The sequence below is a fragment of the Pseudomonas mandelii genome (assembly GCF_002251635.1).
GTDB lineage: Bacteria > Pseudomonadota > Gammaproteobacteria > Pseudomonadales > Pseudomonadaceae > Aquipseudomonas > Aquipseudomonas mandelii_B.
This window is the reverse complement of the sequence record NZ_NMOJ01000051.1, coordinates 1-19,513: the sequence shown is the minus strand read 5'-3', so window position 1 is coordinate 19,513 and position 19,513 is coordinate 1. Positions and strand designations below refer to the sequence as shown.

Annotated in this window: 19 protein-coding genes; 13 read left to right on the top strand and 6 right to left on the bottom strand. The window is 55.4% G+C overall.

Annotated features, from left to right (window positions below; genetic code table 11):
• The first annotated feature begins 203 nt into the window (after window positions 1–203).
• Both wecB and B7L09_RS08410 read left to right on the top strand, forming a co-directional pair.
• A complete protein-coding gene (wecB, locus tag B7L09_RS08415; RefSeq protein WP_010461667.1) occupies window positions 204–1,334 on the top strand; it encodes a non-hydrolyzing UDP-N-acetylglucosamine 2-epimerase in 1,131 nt (376 codons plus the stop codon).
• A 5-nt stretch (window positions 1,335–1,339) separates the two neighbouring features.
• Complete coding sequence (locus tag B7L09_RS08410) at window positions 1,340–2,353, top strand: glycosyltransferase family 4 protein (protein WP_238547523.1); 1,014 nt, start codon at window positions 1,340–1,342, stop codon at window positions 2,351–2,353.
• Here B7L09_RS08410 and istB read toward each other — a convergent pair.
• Both istB and istA read right to left on the bottom strand, forming a co-directional pair.
• Window positions 2,350–3,105, bottom strand: coding sequence for an IS21-like element ISPpu7 family helper ATPase IstB (gene istB / locus B7L09_RS08405; RefSeq protein ID WP_010454877.1), 756 nt, complete (start codon window positions 3,103–3,105; stop codon window positions 2,350–2,352). The two genes, B7L09_RS08410 and istB, sit on opposite strands and share 4 nt — an antisense overlap.
• Window positions 3,106–3,122: 17 nt before the next feature.
• A complete protein-coding gene (gene istA / locus B7L09_RS08400; protein WP_010454879.1) occupies window positions 3,123–4,637 on the bottom strand; it encodes an IS21 family transposase in 1,515 nt (504 codons plus the stop codon).
• Window positions 4,638–4,869: 232 nt separating this feature from the next.
• Here istA and B7L09_RS08395 point away from each other — a divergent pair, with 232 nt between their 5' ends.
• The 7 genes from B7L09_RS08395 to B7L09_RS08365 all read left to right on the top strand — a co-directional run bounded on the left by B7L09_RS08395 (window position 4,870) and on the right by B7L09_RS08365 (window position 11,453).
• On the top strand, window positions 4,870–5,163 hold the full coding sequence (locus B7L09_RS08395; RefSeq protein WP_176457674.1) for a glycosyltransferase: 294 nt from the start codon (window positions 4,870–4,872) through the stop codon (window positions 5,161–5,163).
• A gap of 47 nt (window positions 5,164–5,210) precedes the next feature.
• A complete protein-coding gene (locus B7L09_RS08390) occupies window positions 5,211–5,807 on the top strand; it encodes a sugar transferase (protein ID WP_010461661.1) in 597 nt (198 codons plus the stop codon).
• Window positions 5,804–6,430, top strand: a complete 627-nt coding sequence (locus tag B7L09_RS08385; protein WP_010461659.1) for an acetyltransferase — start codon at window positions 5,804–5,806, stop codon at window positions 6,428–6,430. Before B7L09_RS08390 ends, B7L09_RS08385 begins: the two co-directional genes overlap by 4 nt.
• An 86-nt stretch (window positions 6,431–6,516) precedes the next feature.
• A complete protein-coding gene (locus B7L09_RS08380; protein ID WP_010461658.1) occupies window positions 6,517–7,695 on the top strand; it encodes a DegT/DnrJ/EryC1/StrS family aminotransferase in 1,179 nt (392 codons plus the stop codon).
• A gap of 190 nt (window positions 7,696–7,885) precedes the next feature.
• Window positions 7,886–8,917, top strand: a complete 1,032-nt coding sequence (locus B7L09_RS08375; RefSeq protein WP_010461657.1) for an MraY family glycosyltransferase — start codon at window positions 7,886–7,888, stop codon at window positions 8,915–8,917.
• A gap of 93 nt (window positions 8,918–9,010) precedes the next feature.
• Complete coding sequence (locus B7L09_RS08370; protein WP_094468428.1) at window positions 9,011–11,005, top strand: polysaccharide biosynthesis protein; 1,995 nt, start codon at window positions 9,011–9,013, stop codon at window positions 11,003–11,005.
• Between the two features lie 112 nt (window positions 11,006–11,117).
• Window positions 11,118–11,453, top strand: coding sequence for a ComEA family DNA-binding protein (locus B7L09_RS08365; RefSeq protein WP_094468427.1), 336 nt, complete (start codon window positions 11,118–11,120; stop codon window positions 11,451–11,453).
• A gap of 152 nt (window positions 11,454–11,605) precedes the next feature.
• Here B7L09_RS08365 and B7L09_RS08360 read toward each other — a convergent pair whose 3' ends face one another.
• The gene (locus B7L09_RS08360) at window positions 11,606–12,886 is read right to left on the bottom strand and encodes a Wzz/FepE/Etk N-terminal domain-containing protein (protein ID WP_042932912.1); all 1,281 of its coding nucleotides are present in this window, start codon (window positions 12,884–12,886) and stop codon (window positions 11,606–11,608) included.
• 524 nt (window positions 12,887–13,410) lie between these two features.
• On the opposite strand from B7L09_RS08360, the gene B7L09_RS08355 reads away from it, so the two are divergent.
• Window positions 13,411–14,205, top strand: a complete 795-nt coding sequence (locus B7L09_RS08355) for an SDR family NAD(P)-dependent oxidoreductase (RefSeq protein WP_094468426.1) — start codon at window positions 13,411–13,413, stop codon at window positions 14,203–14,205.
• A 32-nt stretch (window positions 14,206–14,237) separates the two neighbouring features.
• Window positions 14,238–15,512, top strand: a complete 1,275-nt coding sequence (gene fabF, locus B7L09_RS08350; RefSeq protein ID WP_094468425.1) for a beta-ketoacyl-ACP synthase II — start codon at window positions 14,238–14,240, stop codon at window positions 15,510–15,512.
• On the opposite strand, the gene B7L09_RS08345 is transcribed toward fabF, so the two are convergent.
• Complete coding sequence (locus B7L09_RS08345) at window positions 15,509–16,066, bottom strand: TetR/AcrR family transcriptional regulator (RefSeq protein WP_094468424.1); 558 nt, start codon at window positions 16,064–16,066, stop codon at window positions 15,509–15,511. The two genes, fabF and B7L09_RS08345, sit on opposite strands and share 4 nt — an antisense overlap.
• A 176-nt stretch (window positions 16,067–16,242) precedes the next feature.
• Here B7L09_RS08345 and B7L09_RS08340 point away from each other — a divergent pair, with 176 nt between their 5' ends.
• Complete coding sequence (locus tag B7L09_RS08340) at window positions 16,243–16,896, top strand: GntR family transcriptional regulator (protein WP_094468423.1); 654 nt, start codon at window positions 16,243–16,245, stop codon at window positions 16,894–16,896.
• Between the two features lie 15 nt (window positions 16,897–16,911).
• Window positions 16,912–17,763: an urea carboxylase-associated family protein gene (locus B7L09_RS08335; protein WP_094468422.1), complete on the top strand. Its 852-nt coding sequence runs from the start codon at window positions 16,912–16,914 to the stop codon at window positions 17,761–17,763.
• A 92-nt stretch (window positions 17,764–17,855) separates the two neighbouring features.
• Here B7L09_RS08335 and B7L09_RS08330 read toward each other — a convergent pair whose 3' ends face one another.
• Both B7L09_RS08330 and eat read right to left on the bottom strand, forming a co-directional pair.
• A complete protein-coding gene (locus tag B7L09_RS08330; RefSeq protein WP_094468421.1) occupies window positions 17,856–18,023 on the bottom strand; it encodes a DUF2897 family protein in 168 nt (55 codons plus the stop codon).
• Window positions 18,024–18,148: 125 nt separating this feature from the next.
• The coding region (gene eat / locus B7L09_RS08325) for an ethanolamine permease (protein ID WP_094468420.1) at window positions 18,149–19,513 on the bottom strand (1,365 nt) is incomplete at its 5' end.

Below are 19,513 nucleotides of genomic sequence, written 5' to 3'. Positions count from 1 at the left end.
TCTTCGTCCGGTGTTGCCGCGCCTCGTATGGCTCACATCCCCGACATCGCCAAGGGCGCGCGACGGTGGGCCCTAATGCTCAGATTCCGCTCGTCCGTTGGCAGCACCCAGAGCCTCCAAGCATGCTATTGGATAGCGTTAGTAGCGGTTGCCGATTAGAATTGTCGATCGTTTTTATCACTTATTAAAATGTGACGTTTAAAATGAAAAAGCTGAAAGTCGTTACCGTAGTGGGTACTCGCCCGGAAATTATTCGTCTATCACGCGTCATGGCCGCTCTGGACAGAGATTGCGATCATATTCTGGTACACACCGGGCAGAATTACGATTACGAGCTGAATGAGATTTTCTTTCAGGACCTTGGGATCCGTAAACCCGACCATTTTCTGAACGCAGCTGGTGCAACCGGCGCGGAAACCATCGGTAACGTCATTATTACCGTTGATCGCGTGCTGGCCGAGGTTCAGCCTGAGGCTCTTCTCGTCCTTGGCGATACCAATAGCTGCATGGCGGTCATTCCTGCCAAGCGCCGCAAAATTCCAACATTTCACATGGAGGCTGGTAACCGCTGCTTCGATATGCGTGTGCCTGAGGAAATCAATCGCCGTATTGTTGACCACACAGCAGATATCAATTTGACCTATAGCACCATCGCGCGGGACTACCTGCTACGCGAAGGGTTATCACCAGATATGGTTATTAAAACTGGCAGTCCGATGTTCGAAGTGCTTAACCATTATCGTGAAGGTATCGAAGCATCAGACGTTCTTGCTCGTCTTGGTCTGGAGAAGGGTAAGTTTTTCGTTGTCAGCGCCCACCGAGAAGAAAATATTGACTCTGATACGAACTTTGGAAAGTTGGTAGAGTCGCTCAATACGGTTGCCGAACACTACGGATATCCGGTTATTGTTTCCACTCATCCACGTACCCAGAAGAGGGTTGATAGCTTGGGGGTGAAGTTCCATGAAAATGTCCGCTTGCTCAAGCCTTTGGGTTTTAAGGATTACAACAAGTTACAGCTTGACGCCAAAGCAGTCCTTTCTGATAGCGGTACGATCAACGAAGAATCCTCCATACTCAACTTTCCTGCGTTGAATATTCGGGAAGCACATGAGCGCCCAGAGGGCATGGAAGAGGCTGCCGTAATGATGGTCGGTCTCGAAGTTGAGCGGGTGATGCAAGGTCTGCAGTTGCTGGAAGGACAAGGTCGTGACGAAGTGCGCACCTTGCGACTTGTTGGAGACTACAGCATGCCTAACGTAGCTGATAAAGTGGTTCGAATTATTCATAGCTATCGGGATTATGTAATGCGAACTGTTTGGAGAAGGTACTAATACGAGTGGCTATTCGTATTTTACTGTTTACTCAGTGGTTCGACCCTGAGCCGACCTTCAAAGGATTGGTTTTCGCTCGTGAGTTGGTGGCGCAGGGCTTCGAAGTTGAAGTGGTGACCGGGTTTCCTAATTATCCCGGTGGAAAAGTGTACCCAGGCTACAAGATAAAGGTATTGCAGCGCGAAATTATTGACAACGTCCAGATCACACGCGTGCCACTCTATCCGAGTCATGGGCAGAGTGGTGTTGGTCGACTTCTAAACTACATCAGCTTTGCTGCCAGTATTTTGTTGTATGGCCTTTTTCGCGCGAAAAAACCAGATGTCATATATGCCTACCATCCCCCATTGACGGTAGGTATTGCAGCTGCACTCGTTCGTTTTTTTCGACGCGTTCCGGTGGTATACGATATTCAGGACATGTGGCCTGACACGCTCAGGGCCACGGGGATGTTTTCTAACGAAAAACTCCTGAAGATCGTCTCCAGTGTCTGCGACTGGGTATATGGTCACGTGGACCAGATTGTCGTGTTGTCTCCTGGTTTCAAGCGTTTATTGATTGAGCGGGGAGTGCCTTCGCAGAAGATTGATGTTATCTACAACTGGTGCGCCGAAGATATGGTTAGCGCCACTTCGAGTAGTTCACCGGCCAACTTTCCACAAACTTCCAAGTTTCGGATTCTTTTTGCTGGAAATATGGGCAAAGCGCAGTCGCTCGATACAGTCATTGCAGCTGCGGAGCTGTTGCAGGAACAGGCCAGTCAAGTGGCATTTATCTTTCTTGGTGGAGGAGTTGAAACCTCCAGGCTAGAAGAACTTGCGAAAAGCAAAAAGCTAGACAACGTATTTTTTCTGCCGGCTGTTCCTATGCCTGAAGTTGGGGCCTATCTGTCCTGCGCCGATGCCTTGCTTGCGGATTCCACGCCATTCGGACACTCAGCCCACGCTGATCCGGACACCTGTTCCACGATCATTCGGACAGGCAGTCGGAGCGCAGCGACGCAGGGGTGGCATTGTTAGTCTGAGGTGCCCGGCGTCGTCAATTTCTGCGTCCGTTTGCGCATTGATTCACCCTTCAGATTGATCCGATAAGCGTTGTGCACCAGGCGGTCGAGGATGGCGTCGGCCAGGGTCGGGTCGCCGATCAGCTCGTGCCAGTTGTCCACCGGCATCTGGCTGGTAACGATGGTCGAGCGCTGGCCGTAGCGGTCGTCCAGTAGCTCCAGCATGTCGCGCCGCTGTTCGGCGGTGAACGGGGCTAGGCCCCAGTCGTCGAGGATCAGCAGGTCGGTCTTGGCGTAGCTGCTCATCAGCTTGGCGAAGCGGCCGTCGCCATGGGCCAGACCCAGTTCTTCCAGCAAACGTGGCAGGCGCAGATAGCGCACGCTGTAGCCCTCTCGGCAGGCCTGGTGGGCCAGGGCGCAGGCCAGCCAGGTTTTACCGACACCGGTGGGGCCGCCGATGATCAGGTTGAGGCCGTCGCGCAGCCACTGGCCACTGCTCAGTTGCAGGATCAGCGCCTTATCCAGTCCGCGCGGGCTACGGTAGTCGATGTCTTCGAGGCAGGCGTTGTGCTTGAGCCGGGCCTGGCGCAGGCGGCTGCTCAGGCGCTTGTCATCGCGTTCGGTCAGCTCGCGGTCGACCAGCAGGCCGAGGCGTTCCTCGAAGCTCAGGCTGTCGATTTCCGGGGTTTTCAGTTGTTCATTCAGCGCCTTGAGCATGCCGTGCAGGCGCAGGGTTTGCAGCTTGTCCAGGGTCGGATGGGGCAGCATGGTGAGTTTCCTTGTGTTCAGTGGTAGTAGCCGGGGCCGCGCAGGTTGGCGTGGTCGTCCGGGAGCAGGGGCAGGTGCTGCTGGGCCAGCGGCAGGTTTTCCAGCCCCTGGCGCAGGATCGATTCGAGGCTCTTGTAACTGCACGCACCGAGGCTGATGGCGCGACGGCAGGCCAACTCCAAGCGCACTTCGCCATGGGTCTTGCCCAGGCGCAGGATGCCCAGGCAGGCCCGGTAGCCCTGCTGCGGATGGATGCGCCGTTCGAGGATGTGCCGGATCACGCCGGCGGTGCTCGGCCCGGTCTGCTCGGCCCAGCGGATCAGCCGTTGCGGCGTCCACTCGGCATGCTCGCGATGGCTCTTGGGCATGTGCTCGGCCTGCGTGCTGTGCCTGCCCTTGTGCATTGAGCGCAGGTGGCTGGCCACTCGCTGGTTGGCGTGGAAACACTCGACGGTGCGCGCCGTCAGGCGCACCTCCAGCTGCTTCTTCACCAGTTGATACGGCACCGAGTAGTAATGCCCATCGACCTCGACGTGGTAGTCGATGTGCACCCGCGCCTTCTTCCACTCGGCATAGACGTAGGGTTGCTCCGGTAATGGGCGCAGCGCCGGACGATCCAGAGCCTCGAAGGCCGAGTGCCGGGAGCCCGGTAGCCTGCGAAACGGGCGGCGATTGAGCCGCTCCAGCAGCCCGGCGATAGCGCTGTTGAGTTCATCCAGGGAGAAGAACTGGCGGTTGCGCAGGGCGGCGAGGATCCAACGCTCGACCACCTGCACGCCGACTTCGGCCTTGGCTTTGTCGCGCGGCTTACGCGCCCGCGCCGGCACCACCGCCACTCCGTAGTGCTCGGCAAGGTCGCGGTAGCTGGGGTTGATGTCCGGCTCGTAACGATGGGCCTTGCTCACCGCGCTGCGCAGGTTGTCCGGCACCACGATCTCCGGCACGCCGCCGAGGAAGGCGAAGCAACGGGTATGCGAGCCTAGCCAGTCCGGCAGCTGCTGCGACCAGGTGGCTTCGGCGAAGGTGTAGCTGGACGCGCCAAGCACCGCGACGAACACCTGCGCCTGGCGGATCTCGCCGCTGTGGCGGTCGATAACCGGCACCGTCTGGCCGGCATAGTCGACGAACAGCTTCTCGCCGACGCGGTGCTCCTGACGCATCACCACGTCCAGCTTGCCCTGCCAGGCCCGGTAGTGCTCACAGAACCAGCTGTACTGAAAGCCCTGCGGCTGGCTCAGGCGGTACTCCTGCCAGAGCAGCGCCAGGGTCACCCCGGGGCGGCGCAGTTCGGCATGCACCCATGCCCAATCGGGTAAAGGCCGCTTCTCACTGGCAACCGCCTGGGCCGGCGGGAACAGTTGCTGCTCCAACTCGGCATCGGACAACGAACAGGGCCAACTGAGACCGCTGGCGGCAAAACGACAGAGGTAATCACCGGCACTGCTGTGGCCAGTACCCAGGCTGCGGGCGATCTTGCGCACGGACAGGCCGCAGTCGAACTTGAGGCGCAACACCTCTCGGATTTTACGCATGGATAAACGCTCCACGACGACCTCTTCGCTTCGAAAAAGAGGTCGATGGTAGTGAATAAATCCTGCGTAGCTGCCTGCCTGAAAAGTGTCCGGATGGCCGTGGAATCGGTGTCCGGATGCTCGTGGAGTGAGTGTCCGGATCAGCGTGGAATCACTATCCGGATGTGCGTGGAATGGGTGTCCGAGTCAGCGTGGAATTCGCACCTTGCTTGTGCATTTGAAGAAGGACCCGTTGTTCAGCATCACTATTCCGTCTAAAACCCAGGCATATATGGCGGCCGGTAAGCCAATCTTGATGGCTGTGGATGGTGATGCTGCTGATCTTGTGCGCGATGCAGGTTGTGGCGTTGTCAGCGAGTCAGACAACCCGCAGGCTCTTGCGAACGCTATCCTGGCCTTGATGGATGTTTCCGTACAAGGGCACAAGAGCATGGCTGAAAATGGACTGGAGTACTATCACCAAGAACTGTCCTTGCGTGTCGGGGTCGAGCGCTTTGGTGAGCACTTCAAGCGTTTGTCGAAATGAGCTCCAGCGCTTTTTTTCAATAATAATTTGGATTACAAGGACTTCCGATGTCAAAACGCTTCTTCGATATTGTGGCCTCCGTAGCCGGGTTGATTGTCTTGTCTCCCGTGATCGTGATCGTCGCATACTTGATTCGCAAGCGATTGGGATCTCCAATTTTATTTCGACAAGTCAGACCTGGTCTCGGTGGTAAACCGTTTGAGATGGTCAAGTTTCGCACTATGCGGGACGCGTTGGATGCCAACGGCAACCCCTTGCCAGATTCTGAACGAATGACAGACTTTGGCAGATTTCTTCGCTCGAGTAGTCTGGATGAGTTGCCGGAGTTGTGGAACGTAATCAAGGGAGATATGAGTTTGGTGGGGCCGCGCCCGCTATTGATGGAGTATCTGCCGTTGTACGACGAAGTCCAGTTTCGCAGGCATGATGCGCGTCCGGGTGTGACCGGGTGGGCACAGATAAATGGTCGCAATGCGCTGTCCTGGGAAGAGAAATTCAAACTTGATATTTGGTATGTGGACCACCAGTCGCTGTGGCTAGACATGAAGATCATTTTTCTCACCATCAAAAAGGTTTTGATCAGGGACGGGATCAGCGCTGAAGGTGAAGTCACAATGACCAAGTTTACCGGGTCAAAAAAATGAAGAGACTGGCAGTTCTTGGTGCGAGCGGACATGGAAAAGTTGTCGCTGACACCGCGGAATGCTGTGGATGGCAACTCATCGAGTTCTTTGATGACGCATGGCCCCAGGTGTCTTCCATCGGGGTTTGGTCGGTTGTTGGAAATACCAGCGACTTGCTTAGCCGTGTGGGAGAATTTGATGGTGTGCTGGTTGCAATTGGCAACAACAGTGTCCGGCGACGCAAACTGGACGAGCTGAAAGCCTCTGGGGCACAACTTCCTGTTCTGGTGCATCCTGCTTCAATCATAAGCCGATACGCTAAGATCGGGCCTGGAACCGTGGTATTTGCATCTGCGGTAGTCAATGCCTACGCGATTGTTGGTGACGGTGCGATTCTGAATACGGGCTGCAGCATCGATCACGACTGTATTCTTGGTTCGTGCGTGCATATCAGTCCTGGCGCGCGGTTAGCCGGAGCTGTAACCGTTGGCGATGGAAGCTGGATTGGCATCGGTGCCTGTGTCAGGCAGATGCTCAGCATAGGTTCCAGCGTTATGGTGGGTGCTGGAGCCGCGGTGATCTGCGATATCTCTGATAACATGACCTTCGCAGGGGTGCCTGCTCGAGCGATCCCAAGATCCTGAGTGTTTAACCATTGGATACAAGTGACTGATTGGCCGTCCTGGATTATCGACGGTTCTTTTTTAATTATGGATGGCAGGTAAAAACCGTGTTGAATACCCCATTTTCTCCTTGGCCTTCGTTCACCGAGGAAGAGGCCGATGCCGTTCGTGATGTAGTGCTTTCCAATAAAGTTAACTATTGGACCGGGCAGGAATGCCGTGAGTTTGAGACAGAGTTTGCCACGTGGGCTGGCACGGAATATGCCATCGCTTTGGCTAATGGCACCGTAGCACTTGACCTCGCACTGGTTGCGCTGGGTATCGGGCGTGGGGACGAAGTCATTGTCACGCCTCGCACCTTCCTCGCATCAGTGTCCAGCATCGTCAATGCCGGTGCTATTCCGGTATTCGCAGAGGTCGACCGCGATACTCAGAACATTACCGCACAAACCATTCAGGCAGTGCTTACTCCTCGTACCCGGGGCATTGTCTGTGTGCATTTGGCCGGTTGGCCGTGTGATATGGACCCGATCATGGAGCTGGCAGCACTTCATGATGTCAAGGTGATTGAGGATTGCGCCCAGGCACATGGTGCAACGTATAAAGGACGCCCCGTAGGCTCCATTGGTCATGTAGGCGCCTGGTCGTTTTGCCAGGATAAAATTATGACCACTGGGGGCGAGGGCGGGATGGTCACGACGAATGACCGCAGCCTTTGGTTGAAAATGTGGGCATACAAGGATCACGGCAAAAGTTGGGAAGCGATTTACGAGCGCGAGCATCAACCAGGCTTCCGGTGGTTGCATGAGAGTTTTGGTACGAACTGGCGGATGCTGGAAGTACAAGGGGTTATCGGCCGGATTCAGCTTCGTCGCATGGCGCAGTGGCGTGCCAGCCGAATCAATTATGCCGAGCGTATCTGGTCACAAGCTCGCGACCTCAAAGGTTTACGCGTTCCAGCAGTTTCCGAAAACTGCGCTCACGCAGCCTATAAATGTTATGTGTTCGTAGAGCCGCAGCAATTGAAGGCTGACTGGAGTCGGGACCGTATTCTGTCCGAGATTTCAGCACTTGGCGTTCCATGTTTTTCGGGTTCCTGCTCTGAGGTGTACCTCGAAAAAGCATTCGACGATACCGGCTGGCGTCCAGAAGCAAGACTGCCTGTCGCGAAAGAGCTGGGTGAGACAAGTTTGATGTTCCTGGTACATCCGACGCTGACTGAGGCTGAAATCGACAAGACTTGCGAAGTGATTCGAACGGTCATGCAACAAGCCGTCAAGCCCTAGGCCTCTTTCGACCTTGTGATAGGAGGAGGGCCAGTGCGATAAGCTGCTTCAGCTCCTGAGCCCCGATTCTGGTATCTCCCTATTACTACTCGTAGATCCGGCCGGCAATATCAGGCCGGATGACAGTTACGCGCGAGAAGTCTCTGAAGCGCCTGGAGTTGTACTCCGTATTTTTTGGGATATCTCGTCGATGGCGTTATGGTTGTCGTTACCGTTTATAGCAAGCGTTTCGGTGGTGCTCACGGAGGCTTTGCGTCGTTATGCGCTGGCTCGAAGCCTGATGGATATTCCCAACGGTCGTAGTTCGCACTCAATGCCTACACCTCGCGCTGGTGGTTTGGCAATTGCCTTCAGTTTCCTCATGGCGCTGCCGGTTTTCGGCTTTCTTGGCGTCCTCGACTGGAGCTTTGTTTTTGCATTGCTGGGGGCAGGGGCTGGCATTTCGCTGCTCGGTTGGTTAGATGACTATAGTCACGTCCCCGTGCGGTGGCGGTTACTAGGCCATTTTTCGGGTGCCGCCTGGGCCTTGTTTTGGCTGAGTGGTCTACCCTTGCTGAATGTATTTGATATCTCATTGGATCTCGGTTGGCTTGGGCATATCTTGGCTGCAATCTACCTCGTGTGGATGCTGAATTTGTACAACTTCATGGATGGCATAGATGGTATCGCGGGTGTTGAGGCGGTTACCGTCTGCCTTTGTGCATGTCTGCTTTACTGGGTCACCGGGTTTCAGAACCTGATGTGGGTACCGGCGATGCTAGCTATGGCAACTGCCGGATTCCTGATCTGGAACTTTCCCCCCGCGCGTATTTTCATGGGTGACGCCGGCAGCGGATTTCTAGGCATGATGTTTGGCGTGATCTCGATCCAGGCGGCTTGGGTTTCGCATCAGCTGTTTTGGGCCTGGTTAATATTGTTAGGTGTTTTCATCGTTGATGCGACCTTCACTCTGTTCCGTCGCCTGATTCGTGGCGATAAGGTCTATGAAGCTCATCGCAGCCATGCGTATCAGTTTGCTGCGCGTAGAGTCCACAAGCATCTGCCGGTCACTCTAGCGGTAGGGGCAATCAATATTGCATGGTTGTTACCCGTTGCGCTTTGCGTTGCCTTTTTCGGCCTGGACGGGGCGCTTGGCCTGCTCATCGCTTACATCCCTCTTCTTCTTCTCGCTGTAAAATTCCATGCGGGTGAACTCGAAGAAAAGCAGGCAATCAGCAGCTGATTCATGAGTTTTTTAAAGTGACGGGAGCGTCAGGAGACGTACACTCGTTATATACGGTCAATAGGGGAGCGGTTCGAAGTGTACGACGGAGTTATGGATAAATTACGCACATTTTTGCTAGGCCTCCCACGCCGCCAGAAGCGACTCATTCAGGTTTCGGCAGATGTTGTACTGGTTTCTTTAGCGCTGTGGATAGCGTTTTTAGTCCGTCTCGGAATCGACGAGATGATCAACCCGGTCAGAATGCATCTGTGGTTGTTCTTAGCCGCGCCGGTGGTTGCCATTCCGTTGTTTATTCGCTTTGGTATGTACCGTGCTGTTATGCGGTATTTTGGTAACGATGCACTCGTCGCCATTATCAAAGCCGTCAGCCTTTCGTCTTTGATTTTGGGTGTGGTCGTCTACTGGTATAGCAATCATCAGAACGTCGTGCCCCGGTCCATTATCTTTAACTACTGGTGGTTAAGCTTGATTATGGTCGGCGGTTTGCGTCTGACCATGCGCCAGTACTTTCTGGGTGATTGGTTTGCAGCTGCCCAGCACGTGCCGTTTACCAGCCGTGAGGATGGCCTTCCGCGTGTTGCGATTTATGGTGCGGGGTCCGCAGGCAACCAATTGGTCGCGGCACTTCGCATGGGCCGTGTGATGCGGCCGGTCGCGTTCATTGACGACGATGACACCATCTCGGATCGAGTCATTTCCGGCCTTCAGGTTTACAAACCGAAGCATATCCAACGGATGATCGATGCTACCGGTGCTCAAGAAATCCTCTTGGCACTGCCTTCCTCCAACCGCGGTCGGCGTCGTGAGATTCTTGGTTTTCTTGAGAGGTTCCCGCTCCACGTACGAAGCGTGCCCGGCTTCATGGATCTTGCCAGTGGCCGGGTCAAAGTCGACGACATTCAGGAAGTCGATATTGCGGACTTGCTGGGGCGCGACGCTGTTCCAGCCCAAGGTGATCTATTAGAGCATTGCATCAAGGGCCAATCTGTTCTGGTTACCGGTGCCGGCGGATCGATCGGGTCGGAGCTGTGCCGACAGATTCTTGCTCTGCGTCCAACGACCCTTTTGTTGTTTGAACATAGCGAGTTCAATCTTTACAGCATCTTGTCGGAGCTTGAGCAGCGTGTTGCCAGGGAATCCCTGTCTGTTCGTCTTTTGCCGATTCTCGGCTCAGTGCGAAGCCAGGATAAGTTGCTGGATGTGATGAAAACCTGGCATGTGGATACGGTGTATCACGCAGCAGCATACAAGCATGTACCTATGGTTGAGCACAACATTGCCGAAGGCGTGCTGAATAATGTAATCGGTACGCTTAATACCGCTCAGGCGGCGCTGAAGGCCGGAGTTGCCAACTTCGTCTTGATCTCGACAGACAAAGCTGTACGTCCGACCAATGTAATGGGCAGCACCAAACGACTTGCTGAATTAACGCTGCAAGCGCTGAGTCGAGAACTAGCCCCGGTACTTTTTGGAGACGATACTAATGTCTCCCGAGTCAACAAGACGCGTTTCACGATGGTGCGTTTCGGTAATGTTCTGGGTTCTTCTGGCTCCGTCATTCCCTTGTTCCACAAACAGATCAAATCTGGCGGGCCATTGACCGTCACCCATCCCAAGATCACTCGTTATTTCATGACCATTCCCGAGGCCGCCCAGCTTGTAATCCAGGCTGGGTCCATGGGGCAGGGTGGAGATGTATTCGTGCTGGATATGGGGGAGCCGGTCAAGATTGTAGAACTTGCTGAAAAAATGATTCATCTGTCTGGATTGAGTGTCCGTTCCGAAAAAAATCTGCACGGCGACATCTCAATTCAATTCACAGGTCTGCGCCCCGGGGAAAAGCTTTACGAAGAATTGCTAATTGGGGATAACGTTTCCGCGACTCCACACCCGATGATCATGACTGCGAATGAGGACTACCTGGCATGGGATGTTCTCAAGGGACGGTTGGTTGAGTTGCTGGCCGCTGTCGAACAGGATGATTACGCGAGAGTTCGTCAATTGCTGCGCGAAACCGTCAGCGGCTACACCCCCGACGGCGAGATCGTCGACTGGATCTACCAGCAACGCCGCCTCGAACCCTGATTGTTTCACATCCTGCAACAGACACACTTTTGACAGCTCCACCACATCGCCTAAGTTTGGAGAGCAGCTTCGGAAAAGCTGCTTTCTCAATCGATGTCATGGAGCTTCATTTATGCGTACTGGCTATTTCTACTCTCTAGTTTTCGCCCTGCTGACCAGCGCCTCTATCGCTGCAATCGCCGCGCCTGCGGCAAAGCCTGAGGTTGGCAGCGCACCCTTGGTGCTGGAAGTTTCGCCCAAGGCTCAGTCTGGAAAAGTCGATCTCAATGGAGCTGATGCACCGACGCTGCAGCGTGAGCTGTCCGGTATCGGTGAGGCGAAAGCCAAGGCGATTGTTGCCTATCGTGACAGTAATGAGCCGTTTTCGTCCGTAGACGAGCTGCTGGAAGTGAAGGGGATAGGCAAGGCGATCCTGGATAAGAACCGCGAGAAGCTGGAAGTCAATTAAGCGCGCTGATGTGCGCTGAAGGCCGGTCGTTGACCGGCCTTCTAATGGCAGCAAAACTTTGAGCCGAGGGCTGCATCGCTGCAGCCCGCAGGTAGTTCATCAAAAAACGTTTCTGGGTACTCGCGGGAGTTAGCGAGGTTTATACAGGGACGTTAATGAGGGGTTGCCTGAAATGATTGAAAAAGTCTTCGAACCAAAGCTACCCCTACACCAAGCGCCAGGCCAAACAGTATCCCGAGTCCAACGACTTTCGTTTTCTTTGGATAAACAGGTGACAGTGGTTCCAGCGCTGCCTTATCAATATGCACGAGTTCGAACTGGTCAAAATTGATATTCAGATTTTTTAATCGAGTGAGGTCTCCACGAATATCTCCAATACCATCCAGGAATAATTCGGGATTTTCGCGCTCCATCAAGGCTCCTACCTTGCGGTTAACGGCGAGAAGGCTGAGCTCCTTCTGAATTTCATCAATGCGCGGTTCAGTGAAATCATCCGAACGACGGGAAACCAAAGTCGAACGCTCCGCTTCCAAGGCCAACTGTCCCATAAAGTATAGCGGGATCTGCTGATTGGTTACTTCCGTGCGTATCATGTTTCCTTCGCGTGCTTGCCCAACATCGGCTAAAGACGAAGGCGTCGTAGGTCTGACAATGCCAAGTTGTTTTGCGATAACGATGGCTTCGTCGAGTTCTTTTATTCGATTTTGTCTGCGGGTCTGTAGTTGCTGGCGAAGGGCTTTTAGTTCGTCTTGAAGCACCTGCTTTTTAATTTGATCTTTTTCCAGAAGGCCCGCGATACTGGAGCTTGTAGTTGCTGCATAAGCTGACTTTTTAGAATCAAGATTTTTTTCTATTTTTTCGATTCTGTTAGAAACCAACGTTTTAAAGTTAGATTCTATTTTTTGTTTTTCGCTGTTGACTACAAATGCGGTGAAGTCTTTTGCGATGCCTACACCATCGACACCTTTTGGATATTTCAGTGCTAGATTAATCGCAGAAGATAAGCTTGCACTCTTTTTTGGATCAATTTGTGTTAGCGTAAATGCGCTGCCATTAAACGATTCAAAAGTTTGTTCAATGGATTTTCCAGGGGCTTGCAATGGCGCGAGATATTGCGGATAAGTTTTGAAAAAATTTAACCGGACATCATAAGACTCCATTAATGAGCCGATTCGTTGTAAGGCTTCTTCCGGATGTATTTTATAAACGCCAGATTCATTTAGTTCGTCCAGGTCTGTATTGCTGACCGGTCTAATAGAGGTGTTTACTTCGTATTCTGGAGTGGCAAGCGTCACGTAGGTAACGGCAGCAACAAATCCAAGTCCGGAAAATAGCAGGACAATGGCTCGTTGTTTCCATACACTTTTCAGGATTTCTCTTATATCAATTTCGGTGTGTGTGGGGACATACGGTATAGTTGCTGGAGTGTTCATAGTGCGCTCAAGAATAAAAGACAACATCTCCAGGAGTGCTTGGAATTTATTGTCTGAATTGGTTTGGAAATTAACACCCGGTTACATTTCTATTTTTGCGCATAAGCCGGTAAACAGCAAGGGTGGGACGGTCCCAAACCCTTGGATTTGATACATCAACTGGAAATTTTTTTGGCTTTCTGCGCAGGTTGCGGCTACGGAACTATGTATTTTCTCGCACGATATTCCGCCACCAAGGAACACGAATTTTATTTCCGAAACTCGTTCAGACGTCGACTACCCTTGTTTCCTGTCGCTCTGCCGAGGCGTTGATTACCAGATCACACCTTTATTGACTGATTTTTACTGAGTCGGTCATTGACCGGCCTTTTTGCATTTTGGTCTTGATGATGTGTCGTCCCTTTCATAGGGATATGAAAAATTACGGCTATCATATTGCCTTTAAATTATGCCTATAATAATTCCTGTAACCGCTGAAGCGCTCAGGCGTTCATCTTCCTACGTATCCTCCCAGGAGCACGCTCATGAATTCTGTCCAGACCCAAGGAACCGCCCTTGTCACCGGAGCCTCCTCCGGAATTGGCGCCATTTACGCCGAGCGATTGGCTGCGCGTGGTTTTGATTTGTTGCTGGTCGCTCGCGACGAGGAGCGATTGCAGGCAGCGGCGAGCAAGTTGCGCGCCGAACATGGTGTCCAGGTCGAAGTACTCAAGGCAGACCTCACTCAAAAAGATGACGTTCTGAAAATTGAACAGCGTCTACGCAGCGACTCGAGTATCAGCTTGCTGCTGAACAATGCCGGGGTCGCAGCGGATGGTCTGTTGGCGAATTCCGACATGGAGCAACTGGAAAAGTTAATCCAGCTCAACGTCACCACCGTCACACGCCTGGCATCGGCAGCCGCCGCCAGCTTTGCAAAGGCTGGCCGTGGCACGATCATCAATATCGCCTCGGTGGTGGCGTTGTTTCCTGAGCGATTCAATGCGACTTACAGCGCAAGCAAGGCTTATGTGTTAAGTCTGACCCAGTCGTTGAACGCGGAACTGGACGGTACCGGGATCAAGGTCCAGGCCGTGTTGCCAGGCGTAACACGCACCGAAATCTGGGAGCGCTCCGGTATCGACGCTACTCAGATTCCCGCAGACATGGTGATGGAAGCCGGCGAGATGGTCGATGCGGCATTGTCCGGACTGGACCAGGGTGAGCTGATCACCATTCCATCGCTACCAAACGCCTCCGAGTGGGACGACTTTGTAAAAGCCCGTCTGGTCATGGCGCCGAATCTTTCCAAAAGTACGGCCGCCACGCGTTACAAGTGAGGCGCCTTCAATCGGCTTGAGGTAATTGCGGTATGAGTGATCGTCGAGTGGTTGTAACGGGCATGGGCCTGGTGTCCCCGCTGGGTAGCGGTGTTGAGGTGGTTTGGGAGCGTCTGTTGGCCGGACGCTCCGGGCTGCGTAACTTGCCTGACGACGTGGTCGCCGATCTGCCGGCCAAGGTCGGTGGCGCAGTGCTCAGCGTGGCGGAAGATCCCGAGGCGGGTTTCGACCCGGATCGGGCGACGCCGCCCAAAGAGCAGAAAAAAATGGACCGTTTCATCATGTTTGCCATGGAGGCCGCGCGCCAGGCGTTGGAGCAGGCCGGTTGGCAAGCGCAAGACGCTAACGCTCAGGAGCGCACCGCGACGATTATCGGCTCGGGCGTCGGAGGTTTCGGCGCGATTGCCGATGCGGTCCGCACCACGGATACCCGCGGTCCGCGGCGTTTGTCGCCCTTCACCATTCCTTCCTTTCTGGTCAACCTCGCGGCCGGTCATGTGTCGATCCAGCATGGTTTCAAAGGCCCGCTGGGTGCTCCGGTGACAGCGTGTGCGGCCGGAGTCCAGGCGATCGGCGATGCGGCGCGGCTGATTCGTTGTGGCGAGGCGGATATTGCCGTGTGCGGTGGTGCGGAGGCAGCGATCGATCGGGTCAGCCTCGCCGGGTTCGCGGCAGCGCGTGCCTTGTCCAGCGGTTACAACGACACCCCGGAGCGTGCCTCTCGGCCATTCGACAGTGGTCGTGATGGTTTCGTGATGGGGGAGGGTTCTGGCCTGTTGGTGATCGAGTCGCTGGAGCATGCGCTTGCCCGTGGCGCTCAACCCTTGGCCGAACTGGTCGGTTATGGCACCAGTGCCGATGCCTATCACCTGACTGCCGGCCCTGAAGATGGCAGCGGTGCACGTCGGGCGATGTCACTGGCCCTGGCCCAAGCAGGCATTTCTGCCGCACAGGTGCAGCATCTCAACGCTCACGCCACCTCGACACCGGTTGGGGACCTTGGAGAATTGGCGGCCATCAAGTCATTGTTCGGTTCGGACAATAAGATTGCGGTGACGTCGACCAAGTCCGCCACCGGGCATTTGCTGGGGGCGGCGGGCGGGATTGAGGCAATCTTCACGCTGTTGGCGATCCGCGATCAAGTCGTGCCGCCCACCCTCAATTTTGAAAACCCGGACCCGGCGGCGCAAGGTGTGGACATCGTCCACGGTCAGGCGCGGCCGATGGCTATCGAGTACGCACTGTCCAATGGCTTCGGGTTTGGCGGGGTCAATGCCAGCGTGCTGTTCAAACGCTGGCAGGATTAATCCCGGGGCTGTTTGAGAAATTCGCGTGTCACGTCGAGAATCCGCTGGGCCATCTCCGGGTTCTCGACACTGCGCGACAGCAATAACGCCCCGACCAGGGCAGACATAATAAAGATGCTGCGGTCGGCGGCATCTTCGCCTTCAAGCGTGCCTTGCACTTGTTCGAGCCTCGAATTGAGCACCACGTCAGAGGTCGGACTGGGTTGTCCGCGCAAGCCAAGCTCCGAGGACATGGTCGGCAGCGGGCAACCCTCATCGGGTGAAGTCTGGTGCCATTCGGACAGATAGGTGTCGATGAACGCTTCCAGCGGGTGCTCCTGCGCGAACAGCTCGGCGCAGATGGCGTCGCATTGTTCGCCGGCGGCCTGCAGGGCCTTTTCCACCAGTTCGTCCTTGGACTTGAAATGCGAGTAGAACCCGCCGTGGGTCAGCCCCAACGCTTTCATCAGGGGTTGCAGGCCGGTCGCGCCAATACCGTCGCGGCGAAATCGCGCCGATGCTTCCTTGATGATGCGTTGATGGGTCTGGGCTTTGTGGTCCTGCGAGTAACGCATCTGAAATCTCCGCAACAATGCGCCATCTTAACCAATGAAAATGGGATGGTGACTGTACTTCTACTTCTAAAAAGCATGCAGATGCGTCCAACTTCGTCCTGCCGCATCGATTCAGCTGGCACGAATAGTGATTACTTGTCAGTTGACGATTGTTGAACAATCACGAGGCGATGAGCATGAACAGTGGACTGTCCCTGGCCGATCACATCACATTGGAGTTGCGCGCAGACATCATTGGCGGTCGCCTGCTGCCTGGCATGGCGCTGGTGGAAAACGATTTGGTGTCTGCCTACAACGCCTCCCGCAACACCATTCGTGAAGCGCTGCATCGCCTGGGTCAGGATGGTCTGACCCGTTACGTGCGCAACAAGGGCGTGATGGTGCGCAGGCTGGGCCAGGATGATGTTCGGGATCTGTTCAAGGTTCGGCGTACCCTGGAACTACAAGCCATCAGCATGAGCCAGCCGCTGCGCGACGAGCAGTCCGACCGGATGCTCGAGGCGCTGGAGGCCACCGAGCTGGCCCGGGAACGTGAGGATTGGCGCGCCGTCGGCACCCACAGCCTGGCGTTTCATCAACACATTGTCGCGCTGATGCGCAGCCCATTGTTCGATGAGTTTTTCGCCCAGGTCATTGCCCAACTGCGCCTGGCGTTCTGCACCGCGCCCGATGAATCACGTTTTCAGGCGCCCTGGCTGGCTCGCGACCGGCAGATTCATGACTTCCTCGCCGAGGGCGACAAGCGCGCCGCCACGGACGCCATGAGCGCTTATCTCGATGACTCACAACACCTTCTGTTGCAAATGCTTGCCTCAACCCCCCATCACTGATCGAGGATTTGTGCCATGTACAAAGACTATCCGGCAGCCTATCAAGTCAGCAAAGGCTCGGCCTTGCAGGTGGACAAAGCCTTCTACGAACGGATCCGCGACACGAAGGACGGCCGCACGCTGATCGAGCAGTTCGAAGTGCCGATCCGTACCGGTCGGGCCTGGAATGTACCGGCCGGGCACGTGTTTCGCGTGACCACGCCGGTCGGCCCGCAAGTCGGCGACTTCAATGTCTGGAACGCCAACGATCCGCGCGAGCGTTTGTGGGCGGCGCGGACCCGGCAACTGCAGGGCGCCCACGTCAGCACCCATGACCGGCTCTGGTCGAACCTGCCTTTTTTACGGCCGCTGGTGACCATCACCGACGACAGCCTGGCCGGTTACGGCATCGACGAACATGGCGGTCGCTTGCACGATTTACTGGGTACTCGCTGCGATCCCTATGTAAACAAAATGCTCACTGGCGAGGATTTCCATCATCACTGCCACTCCAACTTGACGCGCGCCGTGTTGCCCCACGGCCTGACCGAGTTCGATGTGCATGACGTGCTGAATATTTTCCAGTGCACCGGTCTCAATCACGACGACATGTACTTCATGAAAGCCTGCCCGGCACAGAAGGGCGATTACCTGGAGTTTTTTGCCGAGATCGATTTGCTGTGTGCGCTGTCGACGTGCCCTGGCGGGGACCTGTCGCTGGCCATGTGGGGGCCGGATGCACAGGATCCGCTGAGCGTCTGTCGCCCATTGGGCGTGGAGATTTATCGGTTGGAGGATTCATTGCTCGAGGGCTGGAGCCAGCCTGAGCGTGCTGCGTATAAGGGGCTGCATGGCTTGCACATTGCCAAAGCCGACTGGGAAAAGTAGGAACGCAAAACCCTGTCACTCGATCAGAGTGACAGGGTTAAAAGTAGGAACGCAAAACCCTGTCACTCGATCAGAGTGACAGGGTTTTTGGTTTAGCGGTCCTGCGCATCCTTGGCGTCCGCTTCCGCGTTGCGTTCCGCGACGCGCTTACGTTGCTCTTCGGTGAGGTCGACCTTGTTGGCGGTGTCACGCAGCATCATCAAACCACCAACGATCGAGCCGATTGCAACGACCAGAATCAACCAGGCATACCAGGGCATAGGGCTCTCCTTGAGGGCAGGCCGATTGGCGGGTTTCGCCAATCGATCATGCATACCACTTTGAGCGATTTCATTTCGCGGTGGTTCCATTCTATGCCTGATCTGTCGGTAACACCTGAGACCATTCAGCGTCCGGTCAACATCGCGTCCGCCGGTGCATCCGCGCGCAACTGCGCCGTGAGCATGAAGTACACGAAACCCACNGCCATGAAGCCGAGGAAGATCAACCCGATCAGCGTGTTGAACCANGCCATCGCCACCAGGCACACCACCGCCAGNANCAGCGCGATCCCCGGCACGATCGGATAGCCCGGCGCGCGGAANGTGCGCTCCAGNAGCGGTTCAGTCTTACGCAGTTTGAACAGGCTGAGCATGCTCATGATGTACATCACAATGGCACCGAACACCGCCATGGTGATCATCGCTGCCGTCAGCGTCATGCCNCCNAGGTTGATCAGGCCGTCGCTATAAATTGCTGCGATACCGATCACGCCGCCGGCGATGATCGCCCGATGGGGTGTCTGGAAGCGCGACAGTTTGGCCAGTGATACCGGCAGGTAACCGGCGCGGGCGAGGGCGAAGAACTGACGCGAGTAGCCGAGGATGATCCCGTGGAAACTCGCCACCAGACCGAACAGGCCGATCCACACCAGCATGTGCANCCAGCCGGAGCTGTCGCCGACCACGGCTTTCATGGCTTGNGGCAGCGGGTCGTTGATGTTCGACAGGGTGCGCCAGTCGCCCACGCCGCCGGCGAAGAACATCACACCCATGGCCAGGACTACCAGGGTCAGAATGCCGCTGATGTAGGCCTTTGGAATGGTGCGCTTGGGATCTTTNGCTTCTTCGGCGGCCATCGCCGCGCCTTCAATGGCGAGGAAGAACCAGATGGCGAAAGGAATGGCGGCAAACATCCCGCCAATCGCTGGAGCACCAAAGGTGTCAGAACCGGCCCAGCCATTGAGGGCGAAGTTGCTGAAGCTGAACGCTGGCGCGACCACCCCCATAAAAACCAACAACTCCGCGACGGCGAGCACGCATACCACCAGTTCGAAAGTCGCCGCGAGTTTCACCCCGAGAATGTTCAGGCCCATGAAGACGATGTAGGCACCGACGGCCGCGTGTTTTGGGTCGAGTGCCGGAAACTGCACATTCAGGTAGGCGCCGATAGCCAAGGCAATGGCGGGCGGAGCGAAGACNAATTCGATCAGTGTCGCGAGCCCGGCGATCAATCCGCCTTTCTCACCAAAGGCGCGNCGGCTGTAGGCAAACGGCCCGCCCGCGTGGGGAATGGCGGTGGTCAATTCGGTGAAACTGAAGATGAAACAGGTGTACATCGTCGCCACCATCAGTGNGGTCACCAGGAANCCCAGCGTGCCCGCCACGCCCCAGCCGTAACTCCAGCCGAAGTACTCGCCGGAAATCACCAGCCCGACGGCAATACCCCACAGGTGCAAGGTGCCCAGTGTGGGTTTGAGTTGTGTGTTCAT